Origin of the sequence: Longirhabdus pacifica (assembly GCF_004115085.1) — a bacterium.
GTDB lineage: Bacteria > Bacillota > Bacilli > Paenibacillales > DSM-105158 > Longirhabdus > Longirhabdus pacifica.
The window spans coordinates 152,739-170,411 of the sequence record NZ_QXJP01000008.1 but is presented as its reverse complement, the minus strand read 5'-3'; the positions used below and the strand labels follow the sequence as shown (position 1 = coordinate 170,411).

Annotated in this window: 12 protein-coding genes and 9 tRNA genes; all 21 read left to right on the top strand. The window is 38.5% G+C overall.

Going from position 1 to position 17,673, the window contains the following annotated elements; genetic code table 11:
- The first annotated feature begins 2 nt into the window (after nt 1-2).
- The 21 genes from D1Z92_RS08700 (at nt 3) to nikB (ending at nt 17,670) form a co-directional block, all read left to right on the top strand.
- Nucleotides 3-78: transfer RNA gene (locus D1Z92_RS08700), tRNA-Val, on the top strand.
- 21 nt (nt 79-99) lie between these two features.
- Nucleotides 100-175: transfer RNA gene (locus D1Z92_RS08695), tRNA-Thr, on the top strand.
- Nucleotides 176-178: 3 nt separating this feature from the next.
- A tRNA-Gln gene (locus D1Z92_RS08690) sits at nt 179-253 on the top strand.
- 8 nt (nt 254-261) lie between these two features.
- Nucleotides 262-337 (top strand) — tRNA-Lys (locus D1Z92_RS08685).
- Nucleotides 338-346: 9 nt separating this feature from the next.
- Nucleotides 347-431, top strand: a tRNA-Leu gene (locus D1Z92_RS08680).
- Nucleotides 432-436: 5 nt separating this feature from the next.
- Nucleotides 437-511, top strand: a tRNA-Gly gene (locus D1Z92_RS08675).
- A 6-nt stretch (nt 512-517) separates the two neighbouring features.
- Nucleotides 518-594 (top strand) — tRNA-Arg (locus D1Z92_RS08670).
- A gap of 26 nt (nt 595-620) precedes the next feature.
- A tRNA-Pro gene (locus D1Z92_RS08665) sits at nt 621-697 on the top strand.
- A 14-nt stretch (nt 698-711) separates the two neighbouring features.
- Nucleotides 712-785: transfer RNA gene (locus tag D1Z92_RS08660), tRNA-Gly, on the top strand.
- A gap of 269 nt (nt 786-1,054) precedes the next feature.
- On the top strand, nt 1,055-3,829 hold the full coding sequence (ppc, locus tag D1Z92_RS08655) for a phosphoenolpyruvate carboxylase (protein ID WP_128895264.1): 2,775 nt from the start codon (nt 1,055-1,057) through the stop codon (nt 3,827-3,829).
- 208 nt (nt 3,830-4,037) lie between these two features.
- Nucleotides 4,038-4,607: an RNA polymerase sigma factor SigW gene (sigW, locus tag D1Z92_RS08650; protein WP_128895263.1), complete on the top strand. Its 570-nt coding sequence runs from the start codon at nt 4,038-4,040 to the stop codon at nt 4,605-4,607.
- A 79-nt stretch (nt 4,608-4,686) separates the two neighbouring features.
- Nucleotides 4,687-5,289: an anti-sigma factor family protein gene (locus tag D1Z92_RS08645; RefSeq protein WP_164931520.1), complete on the top strand. Its 603-nt coding sequence runs from the start codon at nt 4,687-4,689 to the stop codon at nt 5,287-5,289.
- A gap of 293 nt (nt 5,290-5,582) precedes the next feature.
- Nucleotides 5,583-6,395: a diadenylate cyclase CdaA gene (cdaA, locus tag D1Z92_RS08640; protein WP_128895261.1), complete on the top strand. Its 813-nt coding sequence runs from the start codon at nt 5,583-5,585 to the stop codon at nt 6,393-6,395.
- Nucleotides 6,388-7,791: a CdaR family protein gene (locus tag D1Z92_RS08635; RefSeq protein WP_128895260.1), complete on the top strand. Its 1,404-nt coding sequence runs from the start codon at nt 6,388-6,390 to the stop codon at nt 7,789-7,791. The genes cdaA and D1Z92_RS08635 overlap by 8 nt, the downstream gene beginning before the upstream one ends.
- 100 nt (nt 7,792-7,891) lie before the next feature.
- Nucleotides 7,892-9,238, top strand: a complete 1,347-nt coding sequence (gene glmM, locus D1Z92_RS08630; protein WP_128895259.1) for a phosphoglucosamine mutase — start codon at nt 7,892-7,894, stop codon at nt 9,236-9,238.
- 479 nt (nt 9,239-9,717) lie between these two features.
- Entirely contained in the window at nt 9,718-11,547 is a 1,830-nt protein-coding gene (glmS, locus tag D1Z92_RS08625; RefSeq protein ID WP_128895258.1) for a glutamine--fructose-6-phosphate transaminase (isomerizing), read from the top strand.
- A gap of 549 nt (nt 11,548-12,096) precedes the next feature.
- Complete coding sequence (locus D1Z92_RS08620) at nt 12,097-12,912, top strand: nicotianamine synthase family protein (RefSeq protein WP_128895257.1); 816 nt, start codon at nt 12,097-12,099, stop codon at nt 12,910-12,912.
- A 1-nt stretch (nt 12,913) separates the two neighbouring features.
- Nucleotides 12,914-14,188, top strand: coding sequence for an opine metallophore biosynthesis dehydrogenase (locus D1Z92_RS08615; protein ID WP_128895256.1), 1,275 nt, complete (start codon nt 12,914-12,916; stop codon nt 14,186-14,188).
- A gap of 11 nt (nt 14,189-14,199) precedes the next feature.
- A complete protein-coding gene (locus D1Z92_RS08610; RefSeq protein WP_128895255.1) occupies nt 14,200-15,057 on the top strand; it encodes a DMT family transporter in 858 nt (285 codons plus the stop codon).
- A gap of 148 nt (nt 15,058-15,205) precedes the next feature.
- Nucleotides 15,206-16,735 carry a nickel ABC transporter substrate-binding protein gene (nikA, locus tag D1Z92_RS08605; RefSeq protein WP_370741250.1) on the top strand — a complete coding sequence of 510 codons (1,530 nt, stop codon included), beginning with the start codon at nt 15,206-15,208 and terminating at the stop codon, nt 16,733-16,735.
- Nucleotides 16,735-17,670 (top strand): nickel ABC transporter permease, encoded by a 936-nt coding sequence (gene nikB, locus D1Z92_RS08600; RefSeq protein WP_128895253.1) that lies wholly within the window; start codon nt 16,735-16,737, stop codon nt 17,668-17,670. The genes nikA and nikB overlap by 1 nt, the downstream gene beginning before the upstream one ends.
- Nucleotides 17,671-17,673: the final 3 nt, after the last annotated feature.

The window sequence follows — 17,673 nt, the reverse complement described above, 5'->3', positions numbered from 1 at the left end:
TTGGACGCTTAGCTCAGCTGGGAGAGCATCTGCCTTACAAGCAGAGGGTCGGCGGTTCGATCCCGTCAGCGTCCACCATGAATTTTACTGAAATTGTATGCCGTTGTAGCTCAACTGGTAGAGCAACTGACTTGTAATCAGTAGGTTGGGGGTTCAAGTCCTCTCGACGGCACCACTTTCGGGGTTAGCCAAGCGGTAAGGCAACGGACTTTGACTCCGTCATGCCTAGGTTCGAATCCTAGACCCCGAGCCATTTAATTGGAGCCATTAGCTCAGTTGGTAGAGCACCTGACTTTTAATCAGGGTGTCGGAGGTTCGAGTCCTCCATGGCTCACCATTCAGATATGCGCATGTGGCGGAATTGGCAGACGCACTAGACTTAGGATCTAGCGTCTCACGACGTGGGGGTTCAAGTCCCTCCATGCGCACCATCTTTGCGGACGTGGCTCAGTGGTAGAGCATCGCCTTGCCAAGGCGAGGGTCGCGAGTTCGAATCTCGTCGTCCGCTCCATGATTTGTGCCCTTAGCTCAGCTGGATAGAGCGTTTGACTACGAATCAAAAGGTCGGGAGTTCGAATCTCTCAGGGCACGCCACTTAACATAAGCCATATAAATTACTTCGGGACGTAGCTCAGCTTGGTAGAGCACTTGGTTTGGGACCAAGGGGTCGCATGTTCAAATCGTGTCGTCCCGACCATTAATTTTATATTCGCGGGTGTAGTTCAATGGTAGAACTCCAGCCTTCCAAGCTGGTAGCGTGGGTTCGATTCCCATCACCCGCTCCATCTATTTAAAACAGAAGACCGTAGGGTCTTTTTTCGTATATACTTCCACATTTTTGTGCTTCACTACTCTAATAAATATAGTATAATGTAAATATGATTATACCCATAGGCATTGTATGTTTTAATGATTTGTAATTGTTGAAAACAAAATACTGTTACATCATCTATTCTGTATATTTATTGATTTTTTCTTATTTTTTTAATTTTCTTTATTTTCATGTTGTTTCTAAAACAAATAAAATATATAAAAAATTTACTGGGGTGGATGTATGAGTAAAGTAGATAACAATAGAAATGAATCTGTCAACTTGTTGCGTAGAGATGTAAGATTTCTAGCAACCATACTTGGTAAAGTATTGGTGCATCAAGGAGGTAAAGAATTACTTAACACGGTAGAAAAAATACGAGAGATGAGTAAATCACTTCGCTCTGATTATAAAGTGGAACTGTTTATGCAAATCAAGGACGAAGTTTCAGCATTGGGCCATACACCATTAAGAAGACAAGTAATTAGAGCATTCGCTATTTACTTTCAACTCGTTAATATAGCAGAACAAAATCATAGAGTGAGAAGAAAACGGGACTACGAAAGATCTGCTGGAGAAAACTTTCAACCTGGTTCTTTAGAAAGTGTAGTAGCAGAATTAAAGGAAAGAAATACGTCGGTAGAGGACGTAAAGTCTATATTGCAAGAATGCTCTTTGGAGCTAGTGATGACCGCTCATCCTACAGAAGCAACAAGAAGGGCAGTACTAGACATTCATCATCGGATTGCAAATGAAATGATGCAGCTCGATAATCCCAACCTTACATATCGTGAACGGGAGCAGTTGAAAGACAAGATGCTTAGTGAAGTCATGACGCTTTGGCAAACAGATGAATTGCGTTCACGTAAACCAACCGTTATAGATGAAGTGAAAAATGGGCTTTACTATTTTGACGAGACGTTGTTTGATGTCTTGCCTGAATTGTATAAAGAATTAGAGCGTTGTTTGAATAAATACTATGAGGGCTATGACTGGCATGTTCCATCTTTCTTGCGCTTCGGATCATGGATTGGCGGAGACAGAGATGGTAATCCTTCTGTGACGGCAGATGTGACATGGGAAACATTGCTGATGCATAGAAAAGTAGTACTCAAAAAATATATAGATGAATTACAACATATTAAAGACAATTTGAGTTTCAGTACTAGTATTATTGATATTACTGGTGAATTACAATCTTCTATTGAACAAGATCGTGAGCATATTAAACTTGCTCAAAATGATATTTGGTGGAATGATAGTGAACCTTATCGTATTAAAATTGGATATATGATAGAAAAAGTAAAAAACATCACTGCGAATAAACAATCTAATGTTTATTACCAACAGCCTAGTGAATTAATAGAAGACTTGAAAATTGTAGATCGCAGCTTAAGATATCATTTTGCTGACTATACAGCGGATGAATATATCATGAAATTAATTCGACAAGTCGAACTTTTTGGTTTCCACATGTCGACATTGGATATTCGTCAGCATAGTAAAGAACATGAACTAGCGCTGGAAGAGATGCTCAATAAAATTGGATTGGTAGAACACTATTCACAGTTAACAGAAAATGAAAAAATAGCATTACTAGAGCAATTATTAAGTAATCCGAGGCCCATTACTTCAAGGTATATTTCATACTCTGAAAGCACGCAAGAATGTCTTGAAGTATTCCGCACAGTGCAAAGGGCAAAACAAGAATTTGGTGAGCAATGCGTTACAAGTTATCTCATCAGTATGGCACAAGGTGTTAGCGACATACTGGAAGTTGCAGTACTAGCTAAAGAGGTTGGCCTCTCACCTGACCATGATGCTGGAAACAAACTTCAAGCTGTACCATTATTCGAAACAATAGAAGATCTGCATGCAGCACCTGCCATCATAAATAAGTTATTTTCTATTCCTATATATCGTTCATATTTAGGAAAAATGAACAACGTACATGAAATTATGCTTGGTTATTCTGATAGTAATAAAGATGGGGGCGCTATAACTGCCAACTGGGAACTCAGAATAGCATTGAACGAAATAACGAAAACAGCAGAAAAATTCGGTGTGAAAATTAAGTTTTTCCACGGTAGAGGTGGGGCCTTAGGGCGAGGTGGTATGCCATTAAACCGAAGTATTATGAATCAGCCGCCTCACACGATTGCTGGTGGAATTAAAATAACAGAGCAAGGTGAAGTATTGTCCTCTCGTTATTCTATGAAAGGCATAGCATATCGAAGTTTAGAGCAAGCTTCACATGCCATGATCAAATCATCCTTCTTATCTAAAAATCCAGGCAATGACATCGAAGATGATGCTTGGAAAGATATAATGAGTGGTATTTCTAAAGCGGCACAAAACAAATATCAGGATTTGATTTTTAGAGAGAAAGATTTCGTTACGTTCTTTAAAGAGTCGACACCACTATCTGAAATTAGTGAATTAAATATTGGCTCACGACCTTCAAAAAGAAAAAACAGTGATAAATTTGAAGATTTAAGAGCCATACCATGGGTTTTTTCTTGGACACAAAGTCGGTATCTTTTACCTGCATGGTATGCTGCTGGGACAGGGTTGCAATCCTATTACCAAGATGATGAGAATCGCATGCAGGAACTACAGCACATGTATGAAAAATGGCCATTTTTCCGTTCATTGATAGATAACTTGCAGATGGCACTTGCAAAAGCCGATTTACACATCGCAGAAGAATACTCCGGTTTGATTAGAGATAATAACATTCAACAAAAAATATTTGCTTACATTGAAGCAGAGTATAAGTTGACATCAGACCTCATTCTTAAAATAACAGACCAAAATGAAATATTAGATAATGTACCTGTAATCCAGGAATCCATTCGTTTAAGAAACCCATACGTAGACCCGTTAAGCTATTTACAAGTACAACTACTGACGGAACTAAGAAGCAAACGGGAAGAGGGCGAAGAGGCAACTTCGCTATTACGTCAAGTGTTGTTAACGATTAATGGCATTGCTTCTGGACTTAGAAATACAGGCTAAACTTTTAAAAAAATAGAGAGAGATCTCTATTTTTTTTTTGACCTTAAGTGTGGTAAAGTATATATGTTATACATAAAAGTGCGAAGAATGACAAAAGATTGTGATGCATTACAATGGAAGCCTCATTGTACATATGGAGCAAACATGATAAAACATGCAAACCTTAGTATATGATTAGTTTTTCGTAGCAGAAGCCGGGGGGATGTGCGTGAAGTCTATTGAATCGCAACTGGCTAAGAAAGCGAAAGGCGGCGATCGCAGCGCATTTAATGAATTAGTACAACGATATAGTTCCAAAATATATAACCTAGCTTATAGAATGCTTGGGAACGTTCAAGAATCGGAAGATGTAGTGCAGGAAACTTTTTTAAGAGTATATAAAAACTTAGCAAGCTATAATCCTACTCACAAATTTTCCACTTGGATTTATCGTATAGGTACTAATCTATGCATTGATCGTTTGCGAAAGCGCAAGCCAATTTATTCATTAGATATGGAAAGAGAAGATGGTGAAGGTGTCGATGGCTATGCCGTCATTGCCAGTGATGAAAAAACACCAGAGATGGAACTTATTTTATCTGAGACGCAGCTAAGTATTCGTGAAGCGATTCAATCACTTCCAGATAAATATAAATCAGTAGTGATATTAAAATATTTTCAAGACCTTTCCTTACAAGAAATCAGTGAAATTTTGGATATGCCAGTGACAACAGTAAAAACAAGAATACATCGTGGTAGAGAATACTTAAGAAGAAAATTACAGCATCAGCAATTGTAAAATTAGTTGAAACTTATGATCGACTTCTCCGTATGATAGATATATTACAAACTTTATGGACGAGGAAGGGGGGCTATGCATGGACTGTCGTCATGCCATCTCTTTGATGCACGAATATTTAGATGGGGACCTGGATCATGGGAACTCTGTAATGTTGAAAGAACACTTACAGACCTGTCCTTCATGTAAGCAGCATTTAAATGAGTTAGAACAAGCAGAAGTTTTTGCAGCAACGATACCTCCATTAAAAGTTCCGGCGAACTTAGCAGTGAATATTATTGAATCTTTTCCTCCAGAAAAAAAATCATCCGTTGTTTTCAGATGGTTGAAACGTTACCCAGCGTTATCTGTAGCTTCCATCTTTATCATTGCGATGGTTTCCAGCTACACTATTCAGGGTATGGGAAATGAACCTGAACTCGTAGTGAGAGGGACCGATATCGATAAGATCATGATTGAAAACAACAAAGTGATTGTACCTAGCGGAGTCGAAATTGCGGGTGATCTCGTCATTGAAAATGGTGAACTATGGATACAAGAAGATGCTGGTATTAAAGGTGATGTCGTCATCATTGATGGTGAGCTTGTTGCATCAACCGCTAATATAGAAGGGAAAATCAGAGAAGTCAATGAAACCATCGATCTGTTATGGTATAAATTGATTGGTTTTTTCCGTCCTTAAAAAAGCATGATTATTCAGAAACACCTAACACCTCCATCCAGGAGGTTTTTTGTGTACGTGCAGTGATGTTGTTGATGTGATAAAATAAATTAAATATAATCATACGTTTGTCGATAAACATATGAAACAGACGTGAGAATGGGTACTATCGATAATGGTTAAAGATGATGTGGATACGCTTGTAAGAAGTCCAAATTGAAAAGTCCCAATGGAAACATGATTACGTCAGTGCATTTGGTATAAAATAATGTGTAGAAGTAGACAACCTATCCTTTAACTGGGGGAGTACGGAAATGGACGTCTTTCAACAAATATCCGTAACAGATGGTATAGATATACTCATTGTCAGCTATGTTATATATAAATTAATTATGCTTGTAAAGGGCACAAGAGCAGTCCAATTGCTAAAGGGAATGCTTATTATTGTTGTCGTCTGGGTTATCAGTATTAGCTTTAATCTAAACACATTAAAATGGTTAATGGACGAAATGATAACAGTAGGCGTTCTGGCTATTATCGTTATTTTCCAACCAGAATTAAGACGAGCATTGGAGCAGCTAGGAAGAGGAAAGCTTTTTCAAAGATCTTCTCATACGGATGAGGTAAAAGCATTCCAAAAACAAGTTCATGAGATAATTAGGGCCGTTAATTATTTATCACGTAAAAAAACAGGGGCACTTATTGTTTTTGAAAGGCAGACGGGGTTAAATGATTATGTGGAAACGGGTATTCCTTTGCATGCAAGTATAACGGGGGAACTGTTGATGAATATTTTTATTCCAAACACCCCCCTTCATGATGGTGCCGTCATGATCAGAGGGAATGAATTGGTGGCAGCGGGATGTTATTTACCGCTATCCGAAAATCCTTTTATTAGTAAAGAACTAGGTACAAGACATCGAGCGGCAATTGGCATGAGTGAGGTTTCGGATGCGATATGTGTTGTCGTATCGGAGGAAACAGGACAAGTTTCACTCGCTATAAACGGTCAAGTCGTAAGAGACATACAAGAGGAATCCCTAGTTTCCAAATTATATGATGAGTTAACGCCGAAGTCGAAGGAAAAACAACCCTTTTTCAAGAAAAAGGAGAGTAACGATGGATAATTGGCTTAACAATAAAAAAGTAGTCATACTCATATCTGCTTTAATTGCTATCTTATTATGGGCGATTGTACGATATGATCAGGGTGTTATGCCAACACCTACCAACGTAGTACAGCAGGAGACAAAGGTGTACAAAAGCTTTCCTATCACTTATGTTGGGCTAGATCCTGAAGCGGATCTTATTTTAACGAGTGTAGAATATACAGAAACCGATGTGACCATTCGCGGGACGAAGGACGAAATTACGAGAATGGACCCCGGCCAAAATAATTTTCGCATTGAAGTGGACTTGTCTGGTATTGAAGCAGAGGGAGAATATAGTCTACCTTTAAACGAAGTAGGTTTTCCAAAAGGGCTGATCGTCAATGCAGATCATTTTACTACGAAAGTAGTAGTGGAAAATCTCTTGAGCAAAGAGATGGATGTACAGATTCAGATTATAGGTAGTCAAGCAGAAGGATACGAGCAAGACCCACTACAATTAGATCCATTGAAAGTTACAGTAAAGAGCTCAGAAAGTGTGCTTGGAAACATTTATACCATCTATGGTGAAGTAGACATCAGTGGAGCGGTGACGACGGTAGAGCAGGAAGTCCCTCTCATTGCTTTAGATGAAAGCGGGAATGCAATTGAAACTGTGCAGCTTTCGGAATCCAGTGTAAATGTTAAAGTACCTATTCAAAGTCCTTCGAAAAGTATGCCTCTCATTATCTCATTAATTGGAGAAACACCAGAAGGCTATAGTGTAGTATCATATAAGCAAAGTGTAGATGAAATAACGGTATTTGCTCCACAAGAAGTGTTGGATAGCATGGATCGTTATGAAATGACTTTGGATATTTCTGCATTGACCGGAAACCAAATTGTTAATTTAAATATACCGATTTTAGAAAAAGTTCGGGATGTATATCAAAATCAAGTGGTAGTTGAAGTTGAAATTGCCGCCACTGCATCTAAAATAATACAAAATGTTCCTGTCAACATTATTGGTGCAGGAGAATACGATGCTTCTATAATAGATCCTTCCAATGGGCTCATATCGGTTACGTTGAACGGAGCAGCGGAACTTTTGCAAAACATTGAAGAGGTAGAGGCTACAGTAGATGTGAGTGGTTTTTCTGAAGGGACGTATACAGAGGAAGTTACGTATACATTACCTAATTTCATAAGTGCTACATACACTGAAGTAACCATTGATTTATCAAAAGCTGTAGATGTGAACCCAAATGATGCAGAAGATGGTAGTCAAGTAGGCAGTGAAGAGACAGAGCAAGATGATACCACGGATGATGAAAATGAACCAGCAGAGCAGCCAGTAGAGGTTCCAAGTGAAGAAGAGGAGCAAATAGAAGTATCAGATACAGATACAGATCCGATTATAGAACAACCACTATAAAAAAAGCAACATATCGGAAACGCATGAGTATAACATGATATCATGACAAAAGAAAGACTACGTTTCATTATGTGTGCATAAGTTAAAAGGAGAGTTTATCATGGGGAAATATTTTGGCACAGACGGTGTGAGAGGGATAGCAAACAAAGAATTAACACCGGAGTTAGCATTTAAAATTGGACGATGTGGTGGTTATGTATTAGCAGGTAAAGTCAAAAAACCACAAATTGTCATTGGCAGAGATACACGTATTTCTGGTTCGATGTTAGAATCAGCACTAGTTGCAGGCTTACTATCTATTGGAGCGGATTGTGTTCGCCTTGGCGTTGTTACCACCCCTTGTGTGGCACATGTTACGAAGCAACTAAACGCAGATGCTGGTGTGATGATATCTGCTTCTCATAATCCAATACCAGATAACGGTATTAAATTTTTTGGTGGAGATGGATTCAAACTATCAGACGAAACAGAACTGTTAATAGAGCAATGTTTGGACTCGGATGAAGATACATTACCTCGTCCTATTGGCGATAAAATGGGCGCTGTAACAGATTTGGACTCAGCAAAATTTGACTACATTCACGATTTAGAAAATGCAATACAAACAACGTTTACTGGACTTAAAATTGTGCTGGATGGTGCAAATGGATCAGCGTATGAATTAGCCCCTTATGTGTTCGAAAAGTTAGGTGCAGAAGTCATAAAAATAGCTTGTGAACCAGATGGGCTGAATATTAACGAAGAGTGTGGTTCCACACATATTGATCATTTAAAGGCGGAAGTCAAAGCACACGGTGCTGATTTAGGGCTCGCATTTGATGGGGATGCAGATCGACTGATTGCAGTAGATGAGCATGCAGAAGAGTTAGACGGTGACTATATTTTAGCGATTATCGGTCAGCAGTTACATGAGCAAGGTAAATTAAATCATGGAACGATTGTATCTACTGTAATGAGCAACATCGGATTCTACAAAGCAGTGGATGAACTAGGAATGCAGACGAAGCAAACGGCAGTAGGCGATCGCTACGTGATGGAGGAAATGCGTAAAGGTGGATATAACCTTGGCGGAGAGCAATCTGGACACGTTATTTTTCTAGATCACAGTACAACAGGCGATGGTATATTGACTGCACTAAAATTAGTAGAAGCGATGGTGTTAACACAAAAGCCATTAAGTCAATTACGTCACATCATGCAGAAATATCCACAAGTGCTTGTTAACGTAAAAGGGGTACAAAAAGATGGTTGGCAGGAAAATGAAAAAATTAATGAAGTCATTTCCGGTGTGGAATATAAATTAGGGAATGAAGGAAGAGTACTCGTACGTGCTTCTGGAACAGAACCATTAATTCGTGTCATGGCTGAAGGAAAAGATAGTGCGGTTGTAGAGCAATATGTAACAGAAATCGTAGAAACGATCAAAGATGAAATTTCACTCACCTAGTCATTATTGACTTGGATGAGTGTTAAAAAGTTGCAATTTATATCGCACATGCATAAAATAGAACTATGTGATTCAAGAATGGAAAGGAGCATAGAGGTTTGGTTCATAAGCGCCTGAACTTATACAAAGGGTCGGTCAAAAGCTTTGTTTAAGTTGACGAGGTAGAGGTGTTCGGAATAATCGGCGGGGGCCTCTCGGTACTTCATCTATACCGAAAAGTTGAATCTAAAATGATAGGGCGACCAATCAGACAACCATTCAACTACGATGACAAATCAAAAATAAAATTACAAGCCTAATACCCTCCAAGACATCAGGGTATAGTAATTCATCATATTTTGAACTATGAAAATCACTAGGAATGCAAACAAGAGAATATTTTTATATATACAATATATATGGAACACGCTTCTCTCCTATCGCTTACTATTCTCCTTTTGACATGGAGGGTACAAGGTACAGATGGAGGAGTAATAAATATGTGTGGAATTGTAGGATATATTGGAAATCGTGAAGCGCAGTCTATATTAATTTCAGGTTTGAGTAAACTAGAGTATCGTGGTTACGACTCTGCAGGAATTAGTGTTTACAACGGTAAAGCATTGCAAACTGCTAAGAAAAAAGGTAGATTGGCAGTGTTAGAAGAGCAGTTGCAATCTAATCCATTAAACGGACACATTGGAATCGGTCATACGAGATGGGCAACACATGGTAAACCATCTGACGAAAATGCACATCCTCATAGCGATAATGATCATCAATTTTCTATCATTCATAATGGTATTATTGAAAATTATTTATCATTGAAAGAAGAATTAGTGGCAAAAGGTCATGTTTTCAAGTCAGAAACCGATACAGAAGTCATTGCTCACCTTATACAATCATTGTATGAAGGAGATATGGAGCAGGCGGTACAACGAGCAGTGAAGAAAATGAAAGGCGCATATGCTTTAGTTGTGCTTTCCAAATCAGAGCCGGATAAACTCATTGCAGTGAGACTGGCTAGTCCGCTTATCGTTGGCGTTGGTCAAGGAGAAAACTTCATCGGTTCAGACATTCCAGCTATTTTAGAATATACGAGAAACGTGTACATTCTAAATGACGGGGAGATGGCTGTGTTAACTCGTAACGATGTGCAGTTGAAAGATGTCGAAGGGAACTCGATTTCCCGGGAAATTTATCATGTGGATTGGGATATTGTCACGGCTGAAAAAGACGGATACGATCACTTTATGTTGAAGGAAATTCATGAGCAACCAAAAGGTTATCGTGATACGATGGGAAGTCGCATTCAATCTGATCAACACAAAGTGGATTTGAAAGAGTTGACGTTAAGTAAGCAACAAATTGAATCTATTGATCGTATTCATATCGTAGCATGTGGAACAGCATATCATGCAGGACTAGTAGGAAAGCAAGTACTAGAGTCCATGACGCGAATACCAGTAGAGGTTGACGTTGCTTCCGAGTACCGTTACCGTAATCCTATTATTACGAACAATACGCTCGTGATCATTGTCAGTCAATCTGGAGAAACGGCAGATACGCTTGCTGCGCTTCGTGAAGCGAAATCGCAAGGCGCTACTATATTGGCCATAACGAATGTGGTAGGTAGTTCTGTTACTAGAGAAGCTGATCAAGTGTTAATCACATGGGCTGGTCCTGAAATTGCTGTAGCTTCAACGAAAGCCTACACAACACAATTAATTACGTTTTATTTATTAGGCTGTCATTTTGCGGAAGTATTAGAGACGAAAGATGAGCAATTCATTGCAGAAGTGGTTAGTGCGCTGCAAGTGTTGCCAGAACAAGTCGAAATGATTTTAAGTCAAGCTGAAGATATTAAGCGTTATGCGGAACATATCGCACAGCATGATCATGTGTTCTTCCTTGGAAGAGGTTTGGATTTTGCTGTAGCGCAAGAAGCTTCGCTTAAGCTAAAAGAAATTTCCTACATTCACTCCGAAGCGTATGCAGCGGGCGAGTTGAAACATGGAACGTTAGCTTTAATAGAAGAAGGAACACCTGTAGTAGCTATCGCTACACAAGAAGATTTATTTGACAAGACGGTAAGTAACATACAGGAAGTCGTAGCGAGAGGCGCAGATGTTTTAGGTTTAAGTACAGTAGGCGATGAAGAGTTAGTGAAGTCTGTAAACCAACTTCTGTTCATACCGAAAACATTGCCGTTCCTTACACCAGCGTTATCTATTATTCCATTGCAACTGTTGTCCTACTATGCAGCAATGGCAAGAGGAACGGACGTAGATAAGCCTCGTAATTTAGCTAAGAGTGTGACTGTAGAGTAAAGTATATTAGGTAGAGTTAAGTAAGTTAGTATCGTTTAGCCTATTGTAGATTTAAAATAAAGTCGCGACGTTGATAAAAAAACTTACACCGTTTACCCCTTTAGATATGGATGATCTAAAGGGGTGTTTTTATGTGCAAAAGAAAAAATTCTGAGATGGAGCATTGGATTAAACAAGATCAAGTTACCGGTATTGCCGTAGATTATAAACCTTGATAGTTTAGTGATTTTATAAATATTGTCATTAATAGATGCCACAGACACTACTCTTTTATACTAGGAACCGCTAGCAAAAGTGAGAAGGAGTAGTAGTGTGTTGTAGTAAAACTTCAATAGTTTTTTGTTTCTCCTTTTCAATGAGCTAGGGCTAATTATGCCTAGCTTTTTTTGCTGTGTGATCCAAACTTATGTTAATTCAATTCGTAAGTAATAACTTTTAATTTAATAAAAACAACACATTATTTAGGTATAAAGACCCATTTACTATTCTTTTCACGAGTTCTATAATTTTAATCGTAATAATTACGATTAAAAGAAAGGTGTATGTAGTATGAATCTTTCAAAATATGATTTCTTGTTGTCGTTAAAATCTATAGACTTTCAAATTAGAGAGCTTGAAAAGATGTCCGAACAAGTTGATGTATGTTATGTACTCCTTCGTAAAAAAGTAGATGAATTGTCGTCCTATGTGGTCAATCAAAGGAATCAGGAACTATGGGAGACGTGGTGCGAGGATAGTGATGTGAAAGAGCAAGTTGGATTTATAAGAGAGTCTGCTGTAAATGCGATCTGTAATCTTGAAAAATATGAATCTCACGAGATTATTTCCGGACGTTACGAATCAAGCAGCTATCTAAACAATCTTAGCAAACAACTCAAAGATGAGATAGAGATTTATCGCATGAACAAGGATTCCTATATTCTTTTTATCGGCTCTGGCGCACTACCATTGTCCGCATTAACGATTGCTAAAAATACTGGAGCAAAAATGATGTGCGTTGATATTGATGAGGAAACGATTCCTTTAGCGAGAGAGGCCACAGCCAAGTTAGGCCTTCAAACACAGATTGAATTTACAAGTGATAAAGTTTCACAGCTTGTAGATCGAGGGCAATACACACACGCCGTGATTGCTTCTTTAGTAAATGAAAAGGTCAAGTTGATAGATGAGTTAGCACAATCTATCCAACCTGAAGCGAAGGTGATTGTAAGGTATGGAGATGGCTTAAAATCATTATTCAATTATCCCTCATCATTCTTTCTCTCTTCCAATTGGCAGGTTGAAAAACATGAAAAAGATGATTTTTTTTATGATACAGCTCTCATCAAATGGATACCAACCAACGTAGTTGGAGTGGAGGGATAAGATGAATGCAAACAGAGCAGATCAACATGCAATACAAAATGTTCTTTTGGTTGGGTTGGGACCAGCGGCAGCCCAAATGGCTGTGCTTTTAACAAATATTGGCGTAAAACATATTGATATTGTCACCAGAGCACCGTATAGATCGAAAGAAATTACAGCCGTAGTGACAAAGGACGGATTTCCTCATTTAGCTGGACAAGCAAGGATTAATAACCTAGAAACAGACATGACTAAGTTAGATGGAGAATGGGATACGATCATTTACTGCACGCCTAATCATGTTTATGAAGATATAACGAAAAAACTACTTGAATGTGAGTGTAGAAGTTTAGAGCGAGTACTCTTGCTATCACCAGGAATAGGAGACCACGCACTCGTACAATCCCTTTTACAGGATAAAGCAGTTGTTGTCAGTTTATCTACATATTTCGCTGCAACGAAATGGAAAGCGTCTAACGGATTAAGCTGCATCACGAAAAACATAAAGAAAAAAGTGTACATAGGTTCAAGTAAAGGAGCACGTTGTCCATCTGTGATGTTGTTTAAGCAACTATGGAAGCAAGCAGGTATATGCCTGGAAGTGACGGAGAATGCGTGGATTGCAGAAAGCAGAAATATTACGACATATGTACATCCGCCGTTCTTTATGAACTACTTCGCATTAGAAGATATATTTTTTGGCTCAGGTCCCTTGAAAAGTATGTATAAAGTGTACCCGGAAGGCCCTCTTACGCCTCAAGTCATAAAAGACATGGTTCTTTTATGGAAAGAGATAACAGAGCTTTTACGTATGCTAAATGTGAAGCCGCTTGATTTATTACGTTTTCTAAATGATGATAACTATCCGGTACCAGCATACCTTCTCCCACGTGATCACATTGATGAATTTATGTCCATGAGTCAAAAAGAACAAGAATATGCACTTTATGTGCGATATACAGGCTTATTAATCGACCCATTTTCTACGCCGGATCAAGACGGTTATTATGCTGATTTTTCACGTGTTCCCCTAAAAAGAATTTTTAAATTAGGAGAGGGCTGGGGTATTCCGAGAGTACCACTGGAAGATTACAGAAAGATAAAACGACTTGTTTTGTTAGGAGAAGCGATGGAAGTAGACCTGAAGACAGCTAAGAAACTGACACAACAATTCGAACATTATGTAAGTCGGACAAGAGAAATGAATATCGTTACCATAGATTTAGATACGGTGATCAAACAGTTACAGCAAGAAGCAATTATCATTAGTCAGCAGTTATATATTCACGAGGGTTAGGGGTTTAGTTTATGAAAAACGGTATTATATTAGCTATTGCATCTGCCTTTACCTTTAGCATTATGAATGTGCTTGTAAAAGCAGCAAGTGAAACGATACCTGTAACTGAAATTGTTTTTTTTAGAAGTTTAATTGGTACATTGCTTGTCCTAATTCTCATGAGGAAATATCAAGTGGCTTTTTCTAAAAAGGGAATTCCAATGTTGTTTCTTCGTGGGGCGCTTGGATCTGCATATTTGTTAGCTTATTTCTATACGATCGCGCATATTCCACTTGGAGATGCGAGTATTCTAGCACATATGTCACCATTTTTCGCGCTGATTTTTTCCATAGTATTCTTAAAGGAAAGCGTCAGTAAGCAGGTGTTCCTTTGGATGCCTCTTTTTCTTGTTGGGGCCGTATTCTTATTAGATCCGTCAAGCTTTGATAGTTATACGGTGTATGCTTTAGTAGGGGTACTGAGTGCAATGCTCGCAGCAGGTGCAGCAACTAGTATTCGTTATTTAAGTAGAACCCATCATAAGTTTGAGATCGTCTTCTACTTCCTGGCTACTGGTACGGTGGTCTCGATTCCTCTAATGTGGGAGGGATTTGTGAACCCCTCATGGACGGGTTGGATCTACTTAATTAGCATTGGCATTGTTTCATTGATCGGTCAATTTGTTCTAACAAGTGCTTTTACTCATGAAAATGTGATGGTGGTAGAAGTGGTTAGATATATAGGTATTTTCTTTAACGTGATGTGGGGATTTTTATTCTGGGGAGAAGTCATTTCCTTAGGGTCATTATTCGGAGGAGCATGTATTATTGCAGGTTCGATTGCCTTATCCAGACGGAAAAAAGAAAGAACAGAGACAAAAGTGGCCTAAAATCATTGCAATGCGTTAAATACACACAAGGTTAAAAAGAAGTTATAACTTCATTCATCATCGTTACGATGTATTGCTGTTTTAACAACAAACTAATAAAAATGAATATATCAACTCAAAACATACCGGGGGAATAAAAATGAAGTTTATGAAATCAAAATGTATGATGCTTATCATGGTGCTTTCGTTTGTTTTAGTAGCATGTTCTAGTCATGATAATGAAGAAACAAATACAGGAGGAGAAAGTGAAAATAAAGAGATTACTTTTCTTTCAAATTTTCCCTTTGAAACGATGGACCCTCACTTGAACTGGACGCCAATGAGAGCGGGTGTTGTGGAAACACTAGTAAAAATAACGGAAGATTACAATATAGAACCTTGGCTAGCTTCTGAATGGGAAACAAAAGATAACGGTCAGACATGGACGTTTAAGATTACCGAAAACGTTACATTTCAAAATGGAAAAACGCTGGATGCTGAGGCGGTGAAAGCATCTTTTGAAAGGAATATACAAAACAGTGCAAAGATGAAAGCAGCTTTAAGCATAGAGAGTATGGAAGCGGAAGGACAAAAGCTAACGTTTAGACTAGAAAAAGCTTTACCACAATTTCCATCGGAATTAGTTCATCCGAATGCTTCTATCATCGATGTAACAGAAGAAAATATGGAAACAGCGCCTATTGGTACAGGCCCTTTCCAAGTAGCTACCTTTGAAGCAGGTACTAAATTAGAACTGAATAGATACGATGATTATTGGGGTGGGAAACCAAAGCTGAATAAAGTTACGTTCACATATAATGAAGATGCGAATGCAAGAACGGCCGCTTTACAGTCAGGAGATGCTGACATCGTCTATCGACCAGCAATAGAGAGTCTTGAATTATTAAAACAAGATAAATCTATTGCAACAGAAGTAGTTCCAAGTACGAGAACAACCATGTTGATGTTCAATATGAATGTAGAAACGACACAGGATGAAAATATTAGAAGAGCTTTGGAGGCGTTGATTCATCGAGAAGAAGTGGTTAGTAGTGTAATGGCAGGACAAGCGGAAGTATCACAAGGTCCATTTCTAGCTGATGCTCCATTTTCCCCTTCATATGAAGAAAAAGAATTCGGTGAAGAAATCGCAAAAGAGTATTTGCAAACAGCGGGCTTTGTTATGGAAAACGGCAAGGCTTTAAAAGACGGTAATCCTTTAGAGTTAACACTTGTTACTTATAATTATCGTCCCGACCTTCCAATAGTCGCACAAATCCTCGAATCCAATGCGAAAGAGCTAGGGATAACAATGGACATACAGATTGTAGAAAATATTGATGAATATTTAAAGACAAAAGACGATTGGGACTTAGCCATTTATAGTGCTAACACAGCACCAAGAGGTGATGCAGGGTACTTTTTAAACGCTGTATATATGGAAAATGGTGCGTTAAACTTTGGTGAAGTAAGAGACCAAAATTTAGTGAACGTTATTCATGAGTTCAATGGAACGGCTGAAATAGAGAAACGTAATGAGCTAGCGAAAGAGGCGGTCACTATTATTGATGAGAATAGATACCATTCCTTTGTTGTTCATCCAAGCAACTATGCTGCTTACAAGAATACTGTGAAAAACTATCAAATTAGCAAAAGTGAGTTTTACGTTATAACAAAAGATATCGATATTGGTGAATAATGAAACAAATATTAAAGCGGCTGTTGGAATTTACTTTATTTATTTTAATTTTATCTATTGTGAGTTTTACATTCATGAAGCTAGCGCCTGGAGATCCTGTCAGATCCATACTAAGCGTAGATGATGTATCAATAAGTGAAGCTCAAATAGAAGAACTAAGAAGCGAACTAGGTCTGGACAAGCCTGTTGTGATACAGTACTTGCATTGGTTGTATAGCTTTATTCAATTTGATCTAGGGCATTCATATATGACAAAGCAACCCGTAGTGCATGAATTGTTAGAGAAGCTTCCAGCAACACTTCAGTTAACTATTGCTTCTTTGGTTATAATGATGATGATATCCGTCCCTTTGGGCATTCTATCGGCCATTTATAAAGACAGTTGGATAGATCATGTAAGCAGAATGTTCGCTTTAGGTGGATCTGCCATACCAAGTTTCTGGCTTGGGTTACTGTTAGTGCAAATTTTTTCAGTCAAGCTTGGACTACTTCCTTCAATGGGGAAAGGGAGCTTTCTTCACTTGCTCCTGCCCTCCATTACCTTGGGTATTGCAATGGCCGCAGTTTACGTAAGGCTTATCAGGGCTAGTTTAATAGAGAGTCTCGGTGAGGACTTTATAAGGTCCGCTAAATCAAGAGGATATAGTAGAAGAAAAATATTTTTTCAACTCGCATTTCGACACGCGTTAGCACCTGTTATCAACGTTCTAGGAGTAACTATCGGCAGTTTGTTAGGAGGAACAGTCATCATAGAGGTGATTTTTTCTTACCCGGGTTTAGGTAAGTTGGTTATTGATTCTATTCTGAGAAGAGACTATCCAGTTATACAAGGGTATATTCTCTCTATGGGGATAATCGTTGTCATCGTCAACCTATTAGTAGATAGTACTCACCGTTATTTGGATCCCAAAATACGTATTAAAGGGGGAGAGTAGCGT

Coding starts and splice junctions, on each gene's coding strand:
- ppc (WP_128895264.1), top strand. CDS start 1,055: ATGAGTAAAGTAGATAACAATAGAAATGAATCTGTCAACTTGTTGCGT.
- D1Z92_RS08645 (WP_164931520.1), top strand. CDS start 4,687: ATGGACTGTCGTCATGCCATCTCTTTGATGCACGAATATTTAGATGGG.
- cdaA (WP_128895261.1), top strand. CDS start 5,583: ATGGACGTCTTTCAACAAATATCCGTAACAGATGGTATAGATATACTC.
- D1Z92_RS08635 (WP_128895260.1), top strand. CDS start 6,388: ATGGATAATTGGCTTAACAATAAAAAAGTAGTCATACTCATATCTGCT.
- glmM (WP_128895259.1), top strand. CDS start 7,892: ATGGGGAAATATTTTGGCACAGACGGTGTGAGAGGGATAGCAAACAAA.
- glmS (WP_128895258.1), top strand. CDS start 9,718: ATGTGTGGAATTGTAGGATATATTGGAAATCGTGAAGCGCAGTCTATA.
- D1Z92_RS08620 (WP_128895257.1), top strand. CDS start 12,097: ATGAATCTTTCAAAATATGATTTCTTGTTGTCGTTAAAATCTATAGAC.
- D1Z92_RS08615 (WP_128895256.1), top strand. CDS start 12,914: ATGAATGCAAACAGAGCAGATCAACATGCAATACAAAATGTTCTTTTG.
- D1Z92_RS08610 (WP_128895255.1), top strand. CDS start 14,200: ATGAAAAACGGTATTATATTAGCTATTGCATCTGCCTTTACCTTTAGC.
- nikA (WP_370741250.1), top strand. CDS start 15,206: ATGAAATCAAAATGTATGATGCTTATCATGGTGCTTTCGTTTGTTTTA.
- nikB (WP_128895253.1), top strand. CDS start 16,735: ATGAAACAAATATTAAAGCGGCTGTTGGAATTTACTTTATTTATTTTA.